This is a genomic window from Bacillus sp. N1(2025), from assembly GCF_053470005.1.
The window spans coordinates 460,589-481,369 of record NZ_JBLTJB010000001.1 but is presented as its reverse complement, the minus strand read 5'-3'; the positions used below and the strand labels follow the sequence as shown (position 1 = coordinate 481,369).

The 20,781-nt window shown below is 38.2% G+C and carries 18 protein-coding genes and 10 pseudogenes; 6 read left to right on the top strand and 22 right to left on the bottom strand.

Features of this window, described 5'->3' with window-relative positions:
- Nucleotides 1–364: 364 nt before the first annotated feature.
- A complete protein-coding gene (gene sigK, locus ACNFN4_RS02685; RefSeq protein WP_014418430.1) occupies nt 365–1,090 on the top strand; it encodes an RNA polymerase sporulation sigma factor SigK in 726 nt (241 codons plus the stop codon).
- A 49-nt stretch (nt 1,091–1,139) separates the two neighbouring features.
- Here sigK and ACNFN4_RS02680 read toward each other — a convergent pair.
- The 6 genes and pseudogenes from ACNFN4_RS02680 to ACNFN4_RS02655 all read right to left on the bottom strand — a co-directional run.
- Nucleotides 1,140–1,347: pseudogene (locus ACNFN4_RS02680) on the bottom strand (DUF2634 domain-containing protein); the annotation flags it as partial.
- An 89-nt stretch (nt 1,348–1,436) separates the two neighbouring features.
- Nucleotides 1,437–2,135 carry an aspartate/glutamate racemase family protein gene (locus tag ACNFN4_RS02675; RefSeq protein ID WP_182071852.1) on the bottom strand — a complete coding sequence of 233 codons (699 nt, stop codon included), beginning with the start codon at nt 2,133–2,135 and terminating at the stop codon, nt 1,437–1,439.
- 93 nt (nt 2,136–2,228) lie between these two features.
- A pseudogene (locus tag ACNFN4_RS02670) lies at nt 2,229–2,497 on the bottom strand (DUF2577 family protein).
- A gap of 55 nt (nt 2,498–2,552) precedes the next feature.
- Nucleotides 2,553–2,720, bottom strand: a pseudogene (locus ACNFN4_RS02665) (recombinase family protein); the annotation flags it as partial.
- 349 nt (nt 2,721–3,069) lie between these two features.
- Nucleotides 3,070–3,150: pseudogene (locus ACNFN4_RS02660) on the bottom strand (winged helix-turn-helix transcriptional regulator); the annotation flags it as partial.
- Nucleotides 3,151–3,165: 15 nt separating this feature from the next.
- Nucleotides 3,166–4,017 (bottom strand): annotated as a pseudogene (locus tag ACNFN4_RS02655) (aldo/keto reductase).
- Nucleotides 4,018–4,238: 221 nt separating this feature from the next.
- Here ACNFN4_RS02655 and ACNFN4_RS02650 point away from each other — a divergent pair.
- A complete protein-coding gene (locus ACNFN4_RS02650) occupies nt 4,239–4,631 on the top strand; it encodes a MerR family transcriptional regulator (protein WP_259347342.1) in 393 nt (130 codons plus the stop codon).
- A gap of 229 nt (nt 4,632–4,860) precedes the next feature.
- Here ACNFN4_RS02650 and ACNFN4_RS02645 read toward each other — a convergent pair.
- The 7 genes and pseudogenes from ACNFN4_RS02645 to ACNFN4_RS02615 all read right to left on the bottom strand — a co-directional run.
- A pseudogene (locus ACNFN4_RS02645) lies at nt 4,861–4,971 on the bottom strand (phage terminase small subunit); the annotation flags it as partial.
- 138 nt (nt 4,972–5,109) lie between these two features.
- Nucleotides 5,110–6,105, bottom strand: a complete 996-nt coding sequence (locus ACNFN4_RS02640) for a tyrosine-type recombinase/integrase (protein WP_448199983.1) — start codon at nt 6,103–6,105, stop codon at nt 5,110–5,112.
- A gap of 664 nt (nt 6,106–6,769) precedes the next feature.
- Nucleotides 6,770–7,219 (bottom strand): annotated as a pseudogene (locus ACNFN4_RS02635) (sigma-70 family RNA polymerase sigma factor); the annotation flags it as partial.
- Nucleotides 7,220–7,311: 92 nt separating this feature from the next.
- Nucleotides 7,312–7,965, bottom strand: coding sequence for a hypothetical protein (locus ACNFN4_RS02630; RefSeq protein ID WP_182071856.1), 654 nt, complete (start codon nt 7,963–7,965; stop codon nt 7,312–7,314).
- Nucleotides 7,966–7,994: 29 nt separating this feature from the next.
- Nucleotides 7,995–8,221: pseudogene (locus ACNFN4_RS02625) on the bottom strand (XtrA/YqaO family protein).
- Nucleotides 8,222–8,302: 81 nt separating this feature from the next.
- Nucleotides 8,303–8,730 (bottom strand): annotated as a pseudogene (locus ACNFN4_RS02620) (RusA family crossover junction endodeoxyribonuclease).
- 206 nt (nt 8,731–8,936) lie between these two features.
- A pseudogene (locus ACNFN4_RS02615) lies at nt 8,937–9,668 on the bottom strand (recombinase RecT).
- 108 nt (nt 9,669–9,776) lie between these two features.
- Here ACNFN4_RS02615 and ACNFN4_RS02610 point away from each other — a divergent pair.
- The 3 genes from ACNFN4_RS02610 (at nt 9,777) to ACNFN4_RS02600 (ending at nt 12,571) form a co-directional block, all read left to right on the top strand.
- Nucleotides 9,777–10,619 (top strand): sialate O-acetylesterase, encoded by an 843-nt coding sequence (locus tag ACNFN4_RS02610; protein ID WP_448199982.1) that lies wholly within the window; start codon nt 9,777–9,779, stop codon nt 10,617–10,619.
- A complete protein-coding gene (locus ACNFN4_RS02605; protein ID WP_095061035.1) occupies nt 10,616–11,143 on the top strand; it encodes a PadR family transcriptional regulator in 528 nt (175 codons plus the stop codon). Before ACNFN4_RS02610 ends, ACNFN4_RS02605 begins: the two co-directional genes overlap by 4 nt.
- A 555-nt stretch (nt 11,144–11,698) precedes the next feature.
- On the top strand, nt 11,699–12,571 hold the full coding sequence (locus tag ACNFN4_RS02600) for an AraC family transcriptional regulator (protein WP_022552928.1): 873 nt from the start codon (nt 11,699–11,701) through the stop codon (nt 12,569–12,571).
- A 98-nt stretch (nt 12,572–12,669) separates the two neighbouring features.
- On the opposite strand, the gene ACNFN4_RS02595 is transcribed toward ACNFN4_RS02600, so the two are convergent.
- Nucleotides 12,670–13,569 (bottom strand): LysR family transcriptional regulator, encoded by a 900-nt coding sequence (locus ACNFN4_RS02595; protein WP_021494346.1) that lies wholly within the window; start codon nt 13,567–13,569, stop codon nt 12,670–12,672.
- 131 nt (nt 13,570–13,700) lie between these two features.
- Between ACNFN4_RS02595 and ACNFN4_RS02590 the strand changes: the two genes are divergently transcribed.
- The gene (locus tag ACNFN4_RS02590) at nt 13,701–14,957 is read left to right on the top strand and encodes an APC family permease (RefSeq protein WP_448199981.1); all 1,257 of its coding nucleotides are present in this window, start codon (nt 13,701–13,703) and stop codon (nt 14,955–14,957) included.
- Nucleotides 14,958–15,268: 311 nt separating this feature from the next.
- Here ACNFN4_RS02590 and ACNFN4_RS02585 read toward each other — a convergent pair whose 3' ends face one another.
- From ACNFN4_RS02585 to ACNFN4_RS02550, 8 genes are all read right to left on the bottom strand, one after another.
- Nucleotides 15,269–15,487, bottom strand: a complete 219-nt coding sequence (locus tag ACNFN4_RS02585) for a hypothetical protein (RefSeq protein ID WP_015240260.1) — start codon at nt 15,485–15,487, stop codon at nt 15,269–15,271.
- A gap of 98 nt (nt 15,488–15,585) precedes the next feature.
- Complete coding sequence (tet, locus tag ACNFN4_RS02580) at nt 15,586–16,962, bottom strand: Tet(L)/Tet(K)/Tet(45) family tetracycline efflux MFS transporter (RefSeq protein WP_448199980.1); 1,377 nt, start codon at nt 16,960–16,962, stop codon at nt 15,586–15,588.
- A gap of 33 nt (nt 16,963–16,995) precedes the next feature.
- On the bottom strand, nt 16,996–17,058 hold the full coding sequence (locus ACNFN4_RS02575; protein WP_134816631.1) for a tetracycline resistance efflux system leader peptide: 63 nt from the start codon (nt 17,056–17,058) through the stop codon (nt 16,996–16,998).
- 112 nt (nt 17,059–17,170) lie between these two features.
- On the bottom strand, nt 17,171–17,692 hold the full coding sequence (satA, locus tag ACNFN4_RS02570; protein ID WP_041482500.1) for a streptothricin N-acetyltransferase SatA: 522 nt from the start codon (nt 17,690–17,692) through the stop codon (nt 17,171–17,173).
- A gap of 157 nt (nt 17,693–17,849) precedes the next feature.
- Nucleotides 17,850–18,350 carry a DinB family protein gene (locus tag ACNFN4_RS02565; protein WP_003152812.1) on the bottom strand — a complete coding sequence of 167 codons (501 nt, stop codon included), beginning with the start codon at nt 18,348–18,350 and terminating at the stop codon, nt 17,850–17,852.
- Nucleotides 18,351–18,567: 217 nt separating this feature from the next.
- Nucleotides 18,568–18,900 carry a DUF2651 family protein gene (locus ACNFN4_RS02560; RefSeq protein WP_079892032.1) on the bottom strand — a complete coding sequence of 111 codons (333 nt, stop codon included), beginning with the start codon at nt 18,898–18,900 and terminating at the stop codon, nt 18,568–18,570.
- Between the two features lie 173 nt (nt 18,901–19,073).
- Entirely contained in the window at nt 19,074–19,877 is an 804-nt protein-coding gene (locus tag ACNFN4_RS02555; protein ID WP_007408239.1) for an HAD-IIB family hydrolase, read from the bottom strand.
- A 32-nt stretch (nt 19,878–19,909) separates the two neighbouring features.
- Nucleotides 19,910–20,722: a Cof-type HAD-IIB family hydrolase gene (locus tag ACNFN4_RS02550; RefSeq protein ID WP_020956126.1), complete on the bottom strand. Its 813-nt coding sequence runs from the start codon at nt 20,720–20,722 to the stop codon at nt 19,910–19,912.
- Nucleotides 20,723–20,781 lie beyond the last annotated feature (59 nt).

The window sequence follows — 20,781 nt, the reverse complement described above, 5'->3', positions numbered from 1 at the left end:
CCGGCCATGCCGGGTACAAAGCTTACTCGGTAACAGGAGTATCCGCCGCATCATCCTCGTGTTGCATGATTCCGATGCGAAGCTAAGAGGTTTGTTTCAACACATCCATTCATACTCCTTCACAGCTCCCGGAGCTCTCTGTCATGAATGATATCTGTCTACTCGTCTCTTCAGCGCTTTTCGGTTATATTGTTTTTACCCTTACTTTTTTTAACAATATACAGGCTCAATCAGCAAAAATCAAGAGGCTGTGAGAAATAAAACCCGATTTTGATTAATTTCCCTGTACAGACACAAACAGCCCTACCGACACATACAGTTACATATAGGCGATTGCCTACATAACTTTGTGGAGGTGAGGACGGTGACAGGTGTTTTTGCAGCGCTCGGGTTTATTGTGAAAGAACTTGTGTTTTTAGTATCATACGTGAAAAATAATGCCTTTCCACAACCGCTCTCAAATAATGAGGAGAAAAAATACTTAGACCTTATGGCTGAAGGAGATGAACACGCCCGCAACATGCTGATCGAACATAATCTCCGTTTAGTCGCCCATATTGTGAAAAAATTCGAAAACACGGGAGAGGACGCAGAAGATCTGATCTCCATCGGTACAATCGGGCTGATCAAAGGAATTGAAAGCTATTCAGCCGGAAAAGGCACGAAGCTTGCCACATATGCCGCACGATGTATTGAAAATGAGATTTTAATGCACCTGCGCGCATTGAAAAAAACGAAAAAAGACGTCTCCCTTCATGATCCGATCGGCCAGGATAAAGAAGGGAATGAAATAAGCCTGATCGATGTCCTCAAGTCGGAAAGCGAAGATGTGATCGACACCATTCAGCTCAACATGGAACTTGAAAAGGTCAAAAAATATATCGACATTTTAGACGACCGCGAAAAAGAAGTCATCGTCGGCCGCTTCGGGCTTGATCTAAAAAAAGAAAAAACGCAGCGCGAAATCGCAAAGGAGCTCGGCATTTCAAGGAGTTACGTGTCGCGGATTGAAAAACGCGCATTGATGAAGATGTTTCATGAGTTTTACCGGGCGGAGAAGGAGAAGCGGAAGAAGTCGAAGGGAAAGTGAGCGAAAAGCCGGATCTGACATCCCGGCTTTTTCTATTTTATCTTTTTCAATCATGACTATAAACAGAATATGCGTAGCGCTCAGTATGAAGGGACAAATATACAAACTGTTTAACCGCGTCAAGGCCTGTGATGAATTCATTTGTGATACGGCCATTTTCAAAATCTATTTTGGGTTTGAGAGGTCCCTATGACTTCGCTGTCATCTTCAATATCATCAAATTCAATTTCTGAGGAAAAGGGGCATGATAAGATCATTCCTGTAACGTTCCTCCATTTATTGATTGAATGAACCATAATAAAAACCGCTCCTAAAGAGCGGTTTTAACATATAGGAAGTAATCATTCTAAGAAGAAATTGAAAGGGATTTATTTACTGCTTTTTGAGCATGGATTAAAGTCGTATCAAATAATGGCACTTTTGAATCCTCTGCCTTTACTAATAGTCCAATTTCAGTGCATCCAAGAATGATTCCTTCTGCTCCTCTATCCACCAAATTATTTATGATCTTCTTATAAATGTTTTTGGAAGACTGTTTAATTTCACCTAGACATAGTTCTTGATAAATAATATTATTTATTAATTCTCTTTCATCATCATCAGGAACAATGACATTAATATCATGAGACGCAATACGTGATTTATAAAAATCTTGTTCCATCGTATATTTAGTACCAAGCAATCCTACTGAGCGAATGTCTTGTCTAATAATTTGTTCTGCAGTTGCATCGGCAATATGCAAAATAGGTATAGTGATCATTTCTTGGATATATCCAAGAACTTTATGCATAGTATTTGTACATATTACAATAAAATCTGCACCTGCTTTTTCTAATGATCTTGCAACTTCCCCTAAAGCTTCACCAGCTTTATCCCAAGCCCCTACGGATTGATAATGTTCAATTTCCTTAAAGTCAACACTGTATAAAAGGCATTTTGCCGAGTGAAGCCCTCCTAACTTCTTTTTTATTTCTTCATTGATAATTCGATAATACTCAGCTGAAGATTCCCAACTCATTCCACCAATAAGACCAATAGTTTTCATAACCCACCTCGGATAAAATTTTCAAAATATTATAGTTATTTTAAGGCATAGATTAGGTCTTTACAATTATTTATTTTTTCAGGATTACTATTATTAAATTTTATCGAGAATAAAAAATGATTGTCCGCCTTTTAAGGAGACAACCATCAAATTCTCACCCATTTACAGTTCTTCATCTTCTCCAGAGCGCAACCGTTTAGGAATAATAATCAAATCAGCAGGTATTATTAATTTGTCATTTCATTAAGCCTTATTTCAATAGGTGAAACGGAAATCATTTCAGCCGGCATAATATCCACCGGTGACTCAGATTCAATAAAGTCAGAATATAGAAAAAGAGATGTAACAGTTATGAAAATCATTTTTCTCATTCGTTACTGCATTTTGGTATCAAATGACTTGACTTATAAGTCCTTAACTTGCGTCCTCTCTCAAACGATTCAACGCCGGACGCTCTAAAAAGCTCCTCAGAAAATCCTTCACAGGCATACTTCAGTCCCTGCTTTCTTTATGCAGACCTCGATCTGGCTGCCGATGCTCGAGCCCTTGTTCCTCGGTGATAACCTTACAGCTAATGGCTATCATCCTGAATCTTCTTCCTATACAGTTTTATTAATCGTTATGCGTTTGCCAGTTTGCGGCCCTCGAAATTATCACCTTCTTTAAATGCATCACCCCTTTGGTTATACTACGTAATAACTGTTTGTCCTACTGAGGTGATTTTCAACGGTGGAAAAAAAGAAAAACTAGTTACTGATTAGTAACTAGTTTTTATCTTAAAAGATTCAAATATTAGGTTTCAGATTTTCTGGTTTAACCATCTCATCAAATTGTTCTTCCGTTAATAATGTAAGTTGCACGCAGTCTTTTTAGCATTAACCCTTCCTTATGAACGAACTTGGAAGTTTTCGAATAATTTTCATACCCGATAAGGTTCTAATTCCCTAAGTTGTAGTATCAATATCCTCTGTGTAATCCATGGGATTAACCTTTTAAGTTCATTAAACCTAACTGTTTTATTAGACAAAGCTTACAGATCGAATTTCATGGGCCTATCAATTTTACAATTTCCGGATCTTGGTGCGACCCGAAAAGACTTTCTCCTTTATCGAGGGTTGAAATTTTTTCGATATCCTCTAAGCTCAACTCAAAATCGAAAATGTCAAAGTTTTCGACAATCCGTTCTTTGCGCACCGATTTTGGAATCGTAACGACTTCACGCTGAACAAGCCAGCAGCACGACCTGGGCGACGGATTTATTGTGTTTTTCCGCAATGGAAGTCAACACGTCGTTGCTGAACATGTTATTGCGTCCTTCATTCAGCGAACGGTGCCCACGACTCATGTTGTACTCCCTGCTCTTTCATAAAAGCAGCACTGTCTTTTTGCTGATAAAATGGATGTGTTTCGACTTGATTGACGGCTGGAACGATTTCATTATGCATGATGAAATCCATAAGACGGTCGGGGTAGAAGTTGCTGACTCCGATTGCCCTGATTTTTCCTTCGCGGTACAGATCCTCCATCGCGCGCCAAGCGCCGTAGTAATCGCCGTATGGTTGGTGAATAAGATATAAATCAAGATAATCCAGCTGCAGCTTATTTGAAGATTTGGAAAATGCCGACTTGGCACTTTCATAGCCAGCATCCTGAATCCAGAGCTTGGTCGTAATAAACAGCTCCTCACGTGGTACGCCGCTCCGCTTGATTGCACGTCCAACTGCCTCCTCATTTAGGTAACCGGAAGCAGTGTCAATCAGGCGATAACCAGCCATCAGTGCTTCATACACTGCGTTTCACATTCTTGAGCATCGGGGACTTGGTATACACCGAAGCCGATAATTGGCATTTTCACTCCATTGTTTAATGTTACGGTTTGCATTGTAATTCCTCCTATTGTTCAAATGTAGAACGACAAACGGCACGCATCCCGAAAATCGGGCACTGCAGAATGAATTCCGCTGCGGCTGGTTTGCGTTATAATAAGCTTATTACCTTCGTGTAACACGAAGGCAAGCACTTTTTTAAAAAATTTCCAAAGGAGGATTACACATGTATACAGTCAAAGAAGCAGCGATGATAACCGGACTCACCTAGCATGCGGTGCGCTTTTACACGGATAAAGGCCTGGTGCCGAGCGTACAGCGCAATAAAAACAATATTCGTTTGTTCGACGAAGAATCAATCAACTGGCTGTTTGGCGTCAAATGCCTCAGGCAATCCGGGATGCCGATTGAAGTCATTAAAACGTACGTGAATCTCTGTCTTGAAGGAGATTCGACCATTCCACAACGGTACACACTCATGATGGAGCATAAAGAAGATGCGCTCGCCCAACTCGAAGAAGCCAAACAGCACATTGCCCATTTGGAACAAAAAACCGCCCTATATCAGGCCATTTTAGAGCACCGCTCTTTTGATACAACCAATCCCGCCAACTGGGAAAAAATACAGCATATGCATAGTGACGTATTTTACTCGCCCGCTGTCCGGTAGAAGTGAAAGATATTTATAAGCACATCAATGGCTCTTAAACTCCTAAATTGGAATCCATATTGAGTATGCTAAGTTTGATGACATATTATGAGGGATTAAATTTATTTATACGGCTATAGGGCTGCAAGTTCCTAAATTTTTTCTTATGGTTACTTTCTATCAATTTCTAATTAATAGAAGTCGCATCTGTATGCGACTTCTTGTTCGATGTTGTTTTCAAGTGTGTCAGTTGTTTCCACGATTTAATGGTGTTCACTGACACTCCGTACTTCTCGGCAAGGTCCTTGTATTTCATACCTTTAAGGTAGTCTTTATGCGCTTGAATGTTCTTTTCTGCCATCTACATCCACCGCTGCCTCCTTTGAATTGAGTTGTTTTGGAAAAGTAATTTCTAAAACAACTCAATTCATTACGTTGACTAAATTGCATATTCTGAGTATTAAAAAGTATAAAAAAGATACCCTTTGAGGTATCTAGTTTATAAAGTACTAAAAGAAGCCATTGACATAAAAATAGAGTTTAAGTGTCTATTGTCCTTATTTAGATCAACAACTTCTTCGAGGCACTGCTCATAAAATTTAGTTCCAATTCCGGTTAACTTTCTTATTACGTGTTCATTCATTTCATGTTTCAACATATTTACCACGGAGTATTTTATTAGACCATTTAAATCACTTCTATCTATACTATTCTTTAAAAAGTTAGCCGTATCAGCTGTAATCTTTTTTAATTGCTCTCCCTCAAATTCAATAAGTAAAAAATCGTTATCTTTTTTAAAAGTAAGTTCATTTACTAATTTTAAATATTTTTCAAATTGATCTCTGAAATTATTAGGTAAAGGCACAGAATAATCATTTATCTTTAAATTGTTATATTTAAGGTCTAGATTATTTTTTTTCAAGTTGCAAATTATTTCATAGCGTACCCCAGTTAATATTATCAATTTAATGATTATTGCTGATCTAAATTTATTAAAATATCTTTTCTCTTCAAAGGCATTTATATATATATCATCTGAATTTAATGTTTCATCACATTGCTTAATGAGATCATTAACCTCTTCTTCAAGTAATGTATTAAAACCGCTACTGTCTTTTAATATAGAGTTGTTTGAGATAAATTCATTCATTTTATATCTATATGATGAATGATTGCTAGCTGATAAATTTAACTCTCTTTCAAAGTCGAGGTTCTTGATACAATGTTCAGATTGGAGATACATAAAAAATTTTTTTATAACAACACTATACATATAAGCAGTTTCTTTTTTTAAAATTTTTTTCTTGCTCTGTGATCGATTTTCAATATTGAATTCTAAAGAATCAATTATCCTTTCTGTTCTAACACCTTGGAGAAAATCTATAATTGTATCATCAGTGACCTTTAAATGTCTCAGATAATCTTTAAAAGCCTTCAAATGAGTGAAATATGTATAAGGTACACTTTCAAGAAAAGACTCAAATATTTGTTCCATTTTACTCATCTCCCATCTTATTATCGACGAAAAACAATGATAATGGAACCATTTGCAAAATTTGTCGACAAAAAAGCACCCTACAGGATGCTTTATTTTCTGCTCTTGATGTAATCTTCCTTACTGATACCTAAAAGCTCCGCAGAATGCTCATCAGCTGAATGTTCTAAATGGTGCATTTGGTATTTAACAAATTCTTCTTCTGTAAATACCTTTTTGTCGATGAGAATCTCAATAAGAGCTTCTATTGTACATTGACGGTTTACCGATCCGCATGCTAACTATTCTAACAAATGTTGTTGATTAACATTAATTGTTCTTGTCATGCTTTCACCTCCTACCTTAATATCGACAAGAGATTATGACAAAGAACATTTTGCAGAATTTGTCGAACGATTATGCATTACACAGATCCTTTTTTATATTAAAATTATTTCAAGCTTTAGTAAGCTAGGTGGGCGCGGCTCTCACGGTTAATCCGACCAAGTCGAAATCCTTACTCGCCTAGAGGGGGGTGTGGTTATGGAAATCCACATCAAAATTTCCCGAGAGTTTGCAGTCGCTATTATGATTGCAATCGCTCATGCCTTTCTCCGTTAGGAGAAAGGTTATTTCTAACGCGAATGATTAAACGATCCGCACCGACCTGCCTCCCATTTGACGCTACAGATTTTTTCAGATTCAACAAACGCTCAAAGTGGCAACCTGGGCATAAATGGATGATGAACTCATCTTTCATTTTGCGTACAGTTTCCCTTGAAATGCCAAGGTGAAGGCCAATAGCACGGTAACTCATCCCCTCCCTCATGCAATCATAAATAACTTTGTGTTGCTCTCCTTTGGTTTTTCCGGCGCCTAACTCAACTGCATATACTCGTTCCTCATAGTATTTAAGACGTTTGAAAAGACGCTCTTCTCTCATATCCATTTGTCGCAACTCAGCCTGACTCTTCCCAGGACTTCCTTTTGGAATAGCTGCTTCTAATCCATATTGAGCAACACCCTAATTTTTCATAGGAATTGTTGAACCATAAAGTACCCTTTGCAATCGATGAACCTCTTTCACCATCCAGTGATAGCTATTGATTAGATTTTCAATGCCTTTTCGATTCATGAATAGTCCTCCTTTTCTAAATAAAAACGACACTAAACAAACAGCGTAAATAATACTATAAGTTCAGTGTCCACAGGCTCTCCGTCTTGGACTTAATCTTTTAAATTTAATAATAAATCATTCAAATCGCAAATAAATTTGTAAACAACTTCGTGAAATTCTTTGCAAAATTCCCTATTTAGTATATGTATTCTGTCACGGTCATCAATTTCAATATAATTGTTTTTTCCAATAATTTGAATTAATTCTTTTTGCTTTGTTTCATCTGGTATCATTGTTATTATTCCTGAATTGTGAATATAACAATTTCTAATCTTAGAATAATCAACTATTTTATTCCAAACATTGTTCGAGAATATTTCTGACTCTTTAAATTTCTCATTACTTTTATATCTTAATTTAAAATAACTTTTGGCTTTAAAAATCCCTCTATCATACTTAACTTTGTCTAAAATTGCTTTATCTAAACATCTGCTTATAAGGTGGTACTCTAAAAAGCTATATATACTCGTGAATACACTACTTCTCAAAATTGAAGGATATGTGCTATTGAAGTCATGATATTCATCAATATAATAATCCCAATAATCTTCTTCAATTTCTGGGCTCAATTCTTTTGCTTCATTTTCATACCGCATTTTTGATTTTTCAAATCTGTCTTCAACATCATCCAAATATTCAATAAACTCATTTAAAGGTGACAAAACCCTTAAATAGAAAGCGACACCTGATCCCTTTAAAAACATACTATCCTCCAGCGTTTTTGTTTATTTTACTACAAAACCACTTTTAAGTGCCTTTTTAATAAACTATCATTCATTTTAAACCCTATCTCATGATCAACCCGCGCAAAGCGTTTGAATCACTGTTTTACCATGCTCCGGAGCATCTAAAACATGGGCAGTTCCTTGATTCCCATCTAAAACAATGATCTGAACTTTTCCTGGGTCAATTTTCTGCTGAATAGTGAAGTCTTTTTTGAATTTCTCTTGGATTGTACACTCAAAGCGCCCCCTGTGTTATGGTAGAAGTACCAGTTCATATCAAGAACACTGAGGCTAAGCGCTTCGGTGTTTTTTATTTTTAGGCAGAAACCTCTCTTATCATGACTTCCACCCTCGGCTCTTCACTATAAAACTTGCTAACTTTCAGATCCACTACTTGGCTATCATCTTTGTATATCAGATGATTCAGGGCATCTTTTACACCCTTTACATAGTTATCAACATCAGGCTTTGTAGTAGGCCGCAAAAGACCATTTTCAGCTTTTTCTTTCTTCTATGATGAGTTTGAAACTGATTTTGGCATTGGTCTGTACACTTTGACATCCATTGAGACAGGACCAGTAATAACTTTTTCTGGTCGATGCTGAGACGCAACCAAAGCTACATACTGCTTGAAATACTTTGATTTCGCTGAATCTCGCATATGCACCTTCCCATTTCGTATTGATCCACTGGCAGCCCCTGTGCGATTGGCTCACCATAAACAATGAACTTAATGCAATCCAACTGTTCTTTACCTCCCGTCAAGCTGTTCCCATAGCTGAATTTCTTTTTCTATTCTCGGTGCGGAGAGTAAAATTGTCAGCAGAGACTCGACTACTTTAAGTACTCAGCATCCGCTCCATTTAGTAAACGGATTAGTTAGCGTAATTCTGTAGGACTTAGAGGTCCACATATAAGTCCATCAGCAGCTTTTACATTTGTTTTTTCCTTTATTCCCAATCACCTAACCGATCGGCTTCTCGCACGCTTGGTTTTTCTGTATTTTCTTTGCTTGAAGGCTCGGAATCGATAATTTCTGAACTGTCTGCTTCATTGGTAATGTCAATCCGTTCCCTTGTTTCATCTTCCTCAATAACTGCTTTTTGCATCTCAACAGAAAGAATTCCCCACTTACTCAAACCTGCTTTTTATACAGTCTTAAGAGCCATCGCATCCCAGTCATTTTTCCATCCAACATCAGATTTACTGAATTTCTTTTTGTGTTTCTCAACTTGTACTTTTGTCCAGTACACTGTTTTTCGAAAGCTATTTATCAACTCAAAATAAGCTGGATAACCAATCACTACGTCTGAATTCACGCTTTTCAAAAGCACTCTCGATCTCCTCGGTCAGCGGATTCCACTTCTGCAATTCGCTTTCATGAATCGGTATGCGATTGATGGACTTATATTGGCCTGTTCGCAAGGCAAGCTGTATGTACCCTTTGTATCCAAGCTGGAATTGAGCCTATCCAGGCATACCCTAAGTTTTTATGTATAGGCAGGTCGAGTGTAGCTGCCACCATTGCAGATGAGATGACACTCATAGGATCTATTTTCTGCAGCATCTGTTCGCTGTTATAAAGGCTTAAGATAGAAGCAGTAAACTGTGCAGCCCTCTTTCCTAACACTTCCTCAACCTTTCATGATCACTCCTTGCTGTTTCACAGGAGCGCTTTTCATACATACTAATAATAAAAATAAAACCTAGTTGAAACTTTACAAGACAAGCTGAATTGACTATAGTCTAATTAGACTAAAATATTGATGTAAAGAAGTGAAAAAAATTAGATGATAAAGTCTTTTTTAATGTTGGGGCAGTCGAATATGGCGGGCCGTGGATTTTTGAATGAAGTAGACCCTATCTATAATGAAAAAATAAAAATGCTGCGCAATGGACAGTGGCAGATGATGACAGAGCCGATTAATTACGACCGTCCGGTTTCCGGCGTTGGCCTGGCGGCATCTTTTGCAGATGCATGGTCGAAAGCTCATCCCGATGAAGAAATTGGCTTGATCCCCTGTGCGGAAGGCGGCAGTTCATTGAATGACTGGCATCCGGAAGGCATCCTTTTTCAGCATGCTTTGTCCGAAGCCCGCTTCGCCCTCCAGTCCAGTCAAATTTGCGGAATCCTTTGGCACCAAGGTGAGAGTGACAGTTATCGTTCGCTGCATGAAACTTATTACGAGAAATTAACTCTTATCATCGAAACGCTAAGAAACGAGTTGAAACTTGATGAGGTACCGTTGATTATTGGAGGGCTTGGTGACTTTCTTGGGAAGACTGGTTTTGGACAGCACGCGACTGAATTTCGACAGGTTAATGAACAATTGCTGCGTTTTGCTAATGAACAACAGAATTGTTATTTTGTTACTGCGGCAGGTCTGACTGCGAATCCTGATGGCATTCATTTAGACGCAGTTTCACAACGTAAATTCGGTTACCGCTATTTCGAGGCTTTTTCGAAAAAGCACCATATCCTGAAACCCATTTCGGGAGAGGAGCAATCACTGAAAGTGCATGGTGACTATTCTAAAACAGAACAGATTTACCTTCATAGTATGGATTTGGCTTCGGGTGAAATCACGTACGCGGAATTTGAGGCGCGGATGGCGAAGGTGATGAAACCATGATTCCCTTACTTATCCTTGGCTTGCTCATCCAAAACCCCGGAGCTCACGGCTATGAACTTCTGGCTTTAATGGAAAAACGTCATTACAAATACATTGTTAACTTCACGAAAGGTTCATTTTATTACAATCTGCAGCAACTTGAAGAAAAGTGTTTGATTGAACAGATTCAGCAGAAACCCTCAACCAGCGGGCGTGAAATCCGCAACTTTAAAGTCACAGATTCGGGAAAGGCAGAATTCGAAAAATTAATGATCAAATACGGCACCAAATCGGAATATGTGAACCTGCAATTTTATGGGGCGTTACTCTTTGCCGATGAATTCGACAAAAATAAATTACTGGATCTGATCCAATCACAAATCGATCAGACTAAAACTCGAATCGAGCTTCTTGATGAATACCTGTCCATCACTCAAGAAATTCCCGGCACAATCAATTACTTTCGCCGCATGAATGAAAATTCCCGTTCACATCACTTGGTTAATTTAGAGTGGTTCGAAAAATTGAAAGCAGAAATAGAGTGAACTATTGCATAATAAAAAAATGCAATGTTACATATATCAGAATATTAGTTACCTACATATAAAACCTGTGTCGCAGATATCTAGTAACACCATTGATACAGGTTTTATACTCCTTCTTTAATTAAACCAGTATAGGGTTGTCAACACTTGCCCCAAACAAGAGCAAGTGAATCTGCTGCGTGTTCTTCTTTTTCAATCCGTATGAATAACCGCTTTTTTTACACCTATTTAGTATTCAAGTAAGGCAACTGATTTTTCTCCTTCGTCCGCTAAACTGTTGCTTTCGTCGAATAAGTAAAAGTGATCTCCCTTAAAGAGGAATCACTTCCTCTTTCTTTTCAATAGAGAAAGTTTTGTTAAAGGTAATTGATAAAACAATGATAACTTCTTTCATCTTATGAAACCCAAGCAGTTATTAGGTGGTTTTCTTTATCTGTACAAATACAGGTGAATAACTTAATTTATTACATATAAGTTATCCTGCAAAACTGTGCACGAAATGTCGGGTAGATACATTTCGCTCCTGTTATTCTTTTGTTAAAGGAGGTCAAATAAATGGATTCGCTTAAAAGGATGAACAGCGCATTAACGTATATTGAAGAAAACCTCACGAACGATATTGATTTCAAAGAAGCAGCAAGGCTTGCTTTCTGCTCTGAATATCATTTTAAAAGGATGTTTTCCTTCCTTACAGGTATTTCATTATCGGAATATATTCGCCGCAGACGTCTTACTCTTGCAGCTTTTGAACTTAAAGACAGCCGCGTAAAGGTGATTGATCTTGCGATAAAATACGGTTATCACTCACCAGATTCTTTTGCACGAGCATTTCAAAATCTGCATGGCATAAGACCATCAGAAGCTAAACATAATGGCCATTCACTTAAAGCTTATCCGCGAATGACCTTCCAGTTATCAATCAAAGGAGGAAATGAAATGAACTATCGCATTGAAGAGAAAGAGGCATTTCGCATCGTCGGCATTAAAAAAAGAGTCCCTATTTTGTTTAAAGGCGTGAATCCTGACATTGCATCGATGTGGGAAAGTTTAGATGAAGCAGCAATCAATCAACTAAAAGAGCTTTCTAATGTAGCGCCTGTAGGACTCATTAGTGCATCCACGAACTTTTCTGAAGGCCGGACAGAGGAAAACGGAGAGCTTGATCACTATATTGGCGCAGCCACAACGAAATATTGCCCAAATCACCTATCACAGCTTGAAGTCCCTGCCTCAACATGGGCTGTATTCGAAGCAGCCGGATCATTTCCGGATGCACTGCAGGAAGTATGGGGGCGGATTTATTCCGAATGGTTTCCATCGTCACATTATGAACAAATTGAAGGCCCAGAAATCCTGTGGAACGAGCATAAAGATGTAACATCGCCATCTTTTAAAAGTGAAATTTGGATCCCCATTTCAAAAAAGTAATATATCTTACAATGAAATTAGAGGAATTGAAGGTTTTAAGGGAGGGGTCTCATCCCCTCCTCTTTTTGCACCGACTCGAAAACTTTAATGAGCATCGACTATAAAGTCTGAGTTCTTTTCCATAATTCCGCATGTTTTTTTACGATATTTATAAATTCAGCCATCGCTAAGGAATGCCATCTTTTTTTATGATAAGCCATCTGCGTTAAAATACGTGTTTCATTCAAAATCAATCCACTTAATTTGTTTTCTTTCAACTCTTTTTGTACAGTGATCAACGGTAATAACGAAATTCCTAATCCGCACATCACACACTGCTTAATTGCCTCTACACTCCAGAATTCAAAGGTATTCTCCGAAACCGGTCCTTGGTGTTTCATATACTCTTCAAAGTAAGTACGGTAGCTGCACCCATGTTCTGTATATAAAATCACTTCATCAGGTGAAAAATAAAAATCATCAAATGGAGTATTTTGCAACCTATGCTTTTTAGGGAATATCAAGATCATTGGTTCAGTTATCAATTTTTCTATATATAAATCAGCTTCCTCTTGTTCGTACTCCAAAAGAAACGCTAAATCCACCTTCCCAGTTCGGAGATCGTTTTTTAATTCCCAGCATGTCGATGATTTCAATGTTATTTTCACTTTAGGAAAGAGCTTTTTGAATTCGTGAATAATTGGAGGTAAACGGTAAACCGTTAAAGATTCCGGAGCACCAATAACGAGAGTCCCCATCGGTTCATCGTTGGATTGTATTTGTTTTACTTTTTCAGATATCCTGATCATTTCGTTTGCATAAGGAAACAAAAGTTCCCCCGCTTCAGTTAACAGCATTTTCTTCCCAAAACGATTAAATAACGGTTTTCCTATTTCTTGCTCAATATCTTTAATATGTGAAGTTATGGTCGATTGGGCATAACCCAAATATTCAGCTGCCTTTGTAAATCCTCCCTTTTCCACAATTGTTATAAATGTTTTTAAGTGCCGTATTTCCATCATGTCTCCCCCCTTTGAACATCACTAATTCCGATGGAACAGTTCATATATATCTATTTTACCGATGAAAGGAAACAAATTACAATTGGAATATGATCGTAAAACACGTTTAGGAAAGGATGGAATGGAAAGTGAGAGAAAGAAAACTCGGCCCCGTACTTTTAAGCGGATTAATTGTTGGTCCTATTTTAGGATCGGGAATTATATTGCTTCCACCAATCATTTATGGTAAGACTGGAGATTATGCCATATTAGCATGGTTTATGATGATGATCATTAGTTTTCTATTTGCTTCATTGTTTGGAAAATTGAGTGTTTTATTTCCGAATGAATCTGGTGTTGCGCATACAGTCGATCTTGCATTTGGACAACATATAAAACAATTAACTTCTGTATTTTTTATTATTGCGGGCAGTGTGGGGCCAGTTGCCGTTCTCATGACAGCCAGTCAATATCTAAAGGCTTTGTTCAAAAGTAATGGTTGGCCGCTAGAGACATATGGAATCATTCTGATGATGATTTGTTTATTCGTTCTATTATTGAATATCTCTTCTGTAGGAAAAGTGTCATTTATGTTCTCCACAATTGCCACAGCAATATTGTTAAGTGGCGGAATTAGTTCAATTCCCTTTATGAGGGATAAAGCTTTTATTAAAACACCATTTCATCTTGATGATTTTGGTTATAGTATTCTATTACTTTTTTGGGCTCTAGTTGGTTGGGAAATTATAGGTAATTATAGTTTGGATGTCAAAAACAGAAAAAGAACGATTCCCCAAGCAATAGTAATAAGCTCAGTGGTCATCACAACGGTTTGTATTGTTGTAGCTGCTTCTTATCAATGGATTGATTTACATCACACACACACATTAACGATTATTTTAATTCCATTGCTTGGAACGTTTGCTTCACCGACAATGGCTTTCATCACAACAATATTATGTATGAGCACATATTTATTGGTTACTGGCGGAGTATCACGTCTAATAGCCTCAGAGAATAAAAAAACAACCTTGATTTCTTTCCGCTCCAAAACAAACATACCAATTGGAGCCATAGGCTTATTAACATTAATTCATACAATCGTTTTTATTCTTTTATTTATAAACTTCATTAATGTTGAACAAATTGTCGGCATAGCAAATGCTTTCTTTATTAGTAATGCGATTTGCGGTATTTTGTCTGCATATAAACTGCTACCTGGTAAGTTTTCAAAGAGTTTATCATTAATGCTTATTATCAGCTTTTTGATTATCCTTTCTTTCTCATCCATATGGATTTTATTAATGATTGCCCTTATAACTGCTTTTTATTTGATCCGACACTTTATTTGGATGCGTCAATTAGCAAAATCCGCTACGAATTCTCAAGACAAATTACGATTTTAAGAAGTCATGAAATTTCTCACCCATACTTGGATGTATAAACAAGAACGGGAGATTTTACAGTTCGTATAGGACATAGTTATTCTTTTACAATGACTACTTGCGGGACACCTTCCGCTCATTTACGCATTTTAAAGCCGGTCTAAAATTCCGGCTTCTTTGCATTCCGCTAATCCCTTAATAATCGGTGCAGGCAATGCCTACTGGTGCCATATCCATCAGAGTCACCAAAGCTCCATTTTTAATGACTCCATATTATTTATCATTTATTAACAATCTAATCTTTCATCATGGGTCATTTTCAAACAGAGTGATTAACTTTCTCTCCGGCCTATTTTAATATCCTCATACACTTTCTCAAAAGTCTCGATTGGCAGTGAAAACTTGGTTGTTTTCTCGTTACGATAATTGATCACGATCTCAATTTGATTATTTTTTTGTTCAAACTCAATAAGTGCATTCTCCCATTTATCTCTGATTGAAATGATACAATTTCCATTTTTCTTTTCCTTTTTCTTATAAATGTAATTCACTTTAACTCCCCTTTCATTGATCGACAAAAGGTTTCGGAATAAGGAAGCTCCTCAAAAAAAGGATCAAAACTTTTATCAAGTTTGATCCTTTTCCCTTTTTAGTCATTTCTTTGCGAACGTTTATAGACATTCATGGTTACCAGCCAGCTCATAACAACGATTCCTGCAAAAAGAATGAGCATATTACTATACAAATAAGCGGAATGATCAGCGTTAACGGGCAGCAGCCTTTGATCCAGCAAGCGGATCGATAATAAACCGCCTGCAATCGAAATACCCGTTCCCTCTGATAAAAAGCTCGTAAAATTAAGCAGACTCATTCCGGCGCCGGCTTCCTTTTGTTTTAAACTGCCAGATACCATTGTAGATATAACCGTTTTTGTGAAGGAGAGCCCCCCAAAAACAAAAACGATGATAACGGTCATGAGCCATGGTGTCGCATCTATAAAAAAGGCAGCGATTAAAAAGCTGGAAGACATCAATGCAATCCCAATGGTCAGCACATATAAAGAACCTTTCCGATCAACAAGCCATCCCCCAATGTAACCGAAGATGATGACGCTCATCGTTCCGGGAAACATAATCCCGCTTCCAATTGCCGCAGTACTTAAATGGTGAACATCTTTCATCATATAAGGAACCATAGACACAAATCCTGCTGCAGTGCCGAATATCAGGCCTCCGCAAAGGGCGCCCATCATAAACAAGGCATTTTTCCCCAGCGCAGGGTCAACAAAGGGATCTTGAGTTTTCCTAATATGTTTCACAAATATCAGGAAAGCTAGAATACTGATGATCAGAAAAGACATTCTATATGACGTTGTAAACAGCAGAAAAAATACGATGCCTGCAGACATTAATATAATCCCCGCCATATCAAAGCGCCCGCTGATTCTTTTTTCCTTTTCCAGCAGTTTCATCAGGAATGGAACGGTGATAACTGTTGCTGTCGGAATAAGCAGCAAATATGACCAGTGAATATAATGAGCGATCATTCCGCCAATAGCTGGTCCGGCACCTTCCCCCATTGCCACCAGCGACCCGATCAGACCAAATGCTTTACCCCTGTTTTCTTTCGGAATATAGCGTACTACTGCAACCATCACAAGAGCCGGGAATGCGGCTGCACCAGCCCCTTGAATAAATCGGGCCAGAATGAGTACAGGAAAGACAGAGTGTCCGACAAATCCAATGATCGACCCGAAGCCATTTACCATAATTCCAAATAGGAGCAGCTTTTTGATCCCCAGCTGATCTGATAACTTTCCATACAGAGCAGTTCCGATGGAAAAGGTTAACATAAAGGCCGTGTTCACCCAGTTTGCACTCGCTGGCAGTTTATGAAAATCGTTGGCAATATCAGGTAATGATACGTTCAAAACCATTTCATTTAATGCGCTGAAAAATGACAGAACACAAAGCCAAATGAACACTTGGTTGTGCCGTAAAGCTGACTGTGAATAAGGCGTATTCACAAATTTCCCTCCATTAATGAGGGCAGACGCAGTTTATAGGGCCATTGATACGCTTCCCTCTTTTAATTGGACCCTGTTCATTTTTTTGCACTTCATACATAACTCCCCCTGCATTGATTGATATACCTTATTATAAATCCTCAAGCCGATGTTTTGAATGCTTTGCGACACACACCCGCAAATGACGAAACATCAAATACTGTTATATTTAAAATTTACAGTACCAAAAAACCGCAATTTCATTTGCTGTTGAAAAATTGGAATAAAGCATTGTATCAACCGCTCCTATGACAAAGTTATTTTTGGCATAAAAATGACAAGCTGAAACATTAATATCTTGTGTTTCAAGCATAAGACCGCATAAATGATTCTCCTTTGCCCATTCAATCGCTTTATGTAATAAAGCCGTCCCGACACCATTTTTTCTATAATCTTCTGCAACGGCAATGTCTTCAATCAGTGCGTATCCATTCCAATTAGAACGAAGCTTACTCCGGCCTACACAGTCGTTCTCTGCGTAATAAAAAAAGATAACTTTATCCTCTTTTTCAATATAACTGACATCAATGTCTTCATCGTCATATTTTTTGACATAAGGCTCAGCAAATTTCTCCTCTGTATATGTCCAAACATTGTCCTCAAATGAAGGGATGATTCTCCCTGAAACAACGAAAGGTTCGTTTGGTTTATTGAAGTCTTTCATATTGAATCGCGTCATTTTAGTTATCACCATAATCACCTTTCTGTATTTATTGACCTTAATTTACATCTTTTGAACTGTTGATTCGTCTGCATGTCATGGATACCGGTTTAATAACTCTAAAAAACAAAAAAGATACCAACATCGATTGGTATCATCTATTCGTTCGAGCCCTTACAACAACATCCTATTTCGGAGCTTCCAAACCAAATGTTGTCCATTCCTCTTTTGCCGGACCATAAATACCCGGAACAGGTAAACCTGCTTGTCTCATAAGGACAGTCATTTGTCCTCGATGATGGTTTTGATGTTGAATTAAAAACATCAAAAGTGAACCATTTGGCAATTGCTGACCAATAAAGTTGACACATTCTTGAAGTGTATCGTCAGTCCATTGCGTTTTTAACGCCTGTACAAATGCATTACTGGCTTGATGATAACTCTCAGCAATAAACCGCGCCGATGCAGGAACAGGATAATCTTCAGCCGGAGCATGAAACGTTAAATCTGTGTTTGAGGTAATGATGTGAATGGCCGCGACAGTATGCCATGCAATACGGCCTAAAGTCCAATGTTGTGAAGTGATTTCTTGTTTAAGTGATTCATCAGTCAGATGATTCAGCAGTTTTTGTGTCGCATCGGCTTCGAATTCCCAAGATTTCAAAAAATGGTCTAAAGTTTGAAACATAAAAATCCTCCTTATCCTTTTTTGTTTTTCTATATATCTGCAGTTCAATTATAGTGCTCCGTTTAGTTAAAAAAGAACAAAACGATAGACAGACATTTTTAACAGAAAGCCCGAACTGACAACAACAGACAAAATATAAGAACATAACGGATACCTCTATACTTCTTTTTCTTCAATCGACAAAAAAAGGATAGCTGTTCAAACAGGATTCTTCTGTCTAATATTTTCTCTTTGCAAAAGTCCATATCGTCTTAGTGATTGAACCGGAGACAAAACAGCTCCCCGTCATCATAGCCACCCAAATGAAAAATGTCGGTTCGGCACCTATTACAATAAACATGAATATCAAGGACAAAATGAAGACAATAACAACCATCATCCATACTTTTTTAAAGATGAAATATCCTAAAATCCCTAACAGAAAAGAAGCTGCCGGAAGAAAAATAAGAATGATATACGCGGGGCTCAACAGCGGGCTAATACAAACACCTCCCAATTTCAAAACGAGGCAGTTCCTACTTTTTGTCTGATATGAAGTGATTTTTTTCATCTTGATATTACACCGCTTCATTCATTTTATACATATTATACCAATACCATCGAGTCAAATATAGATATTTATTCATTTTTAACATACTTTAGGAAAATCAGGAGTGAATTAAAGTCTGAGGATAGCCCGCTTTTTCTATCCCTAGTAAGTCATGCCGCATTGATTTTAGCCCATCATTGTTTTTGCAGCGCTAATATTCTCATAATCGTGTGCATGACGCTGCTTTCCTCATTTGATTTGATGACAAAGTGCGCCGCATCTTTTATTTCGTCAATGGCATTCTTAACCGCAAAGCTGTAGGATGCCGCTTCCATCAATTCTTTGTCATTGCGGCCGTCTCCGAACGCCATTGTTTCATCAGCCGAAACCCCTAATAATCGCTGCAGTTCTTGTACTGTTGTTCCTTTATGTATTCCGATATTTGATATGTCCATCCAGGTATCCTCTGATGCTACGATATATAATTGGTGAAAAAATTCATGCAGCTTTTCTCTCGTTTCCGGACAGTTGGCGTCGGGGTCATGAACCGTAATCTTGATAAAATCGTCTTTTATCTCAGTAAAATCAGTTATTTTCGTTACATGTGCATAAGAGGCATTTACATATTTCATCTCACTTTCAGACAGATTTTCTTTTACGATCGCGCCATTTTTTGTGCATGCGATAATGCTATGCCCGCAGCTGATTTTTTCTAAAGCGCCTATAATTGACAGTCCCGCTTCATTGCTGATCAAAGATTCATATACGAACTTGCCGTTCTTTTTTATACGTGTGGCACTGTCTCCTAAAACCCAAAAATCGTTCGCATCTTCTCCGAATAAAGCTTCCACTCTTTCACACTGCTTCCCGGTGCAGATGGCGAAAGCGACATGCTGTTCCTCCATTACTCGTTTTGTCTTTTCAAATAACGTTCTGTCAAAATCGCCTTGATTATTTAAAAATGTACCGTCTAAATCCGTAATCACTAATTTAATCATCGTTCAGCACCTCCGCAGTTAAAACGTCTTTTTCAGACAAAGGGTTTTTCACATTTGAGGATGGAATCAATCGCATTTAAGACCCCTTCTTCATTGTTTGATTGCGTGATATGCGCGGCAGCCTGTTTAATGCTTTCCTGCGCATTATCCATGGCGACCCCGTATTTCACGGCGGACACCATCTCCAGATCATTGCCGCTGTCTCCGAAGGCCGCACACTCTTCATCACCCATCCCCCATTGTTTCTGGAGAAGCTTAATCCCGCTCGCTTTATGAAGCCCCGGTATGATCAGATCTATGTCACCGTGCCCGCTTGATACAGGCGTGACGAAAGACCCGATGGCGTTTTTCAAATAGCTCAGAAGTGCGGAACAATGTTCGGCGGGAAAGCTGATGGAAAATTTTAAAATGTCATCATCGATGTTTTCAAAATGCGGCACCCTTTTTAACACATAATAATACTTACTGGCATGCAGATATTCATCTTCACCGGCATTTTCATGAATATACGCGCTTTTTTTTCCGCAGGCAATGACGTTTTTCACCTCATACTGCTCTAAAGCACGGATCACTGCATTTATAGTGTCTTCAGACATCCTGCCCGCGAATAATTCTTCTCCGGCATTCACGACGAAAGCGCCATTCTCGGCAACGAAAGCGATTTCACTTTTGATTTCCGGAAAGAAGGATGTAAGCTGCGCATACTGGTTTCCGCTTGCTACGGCAAATTTAATCCCCCGCGATTTTAATTCACGATACTGATTCATAAAACGCTCTTTGTTATATGCCATTTCATTATTCAAAAACGTTCCGTCCATATCAACCGCTATCAGTTTGATACTCATATTGTCCTCCTTTTTTCGGCCGCTTTTGTCAGAGACCCTTGAAGAGATCATGCATAAAG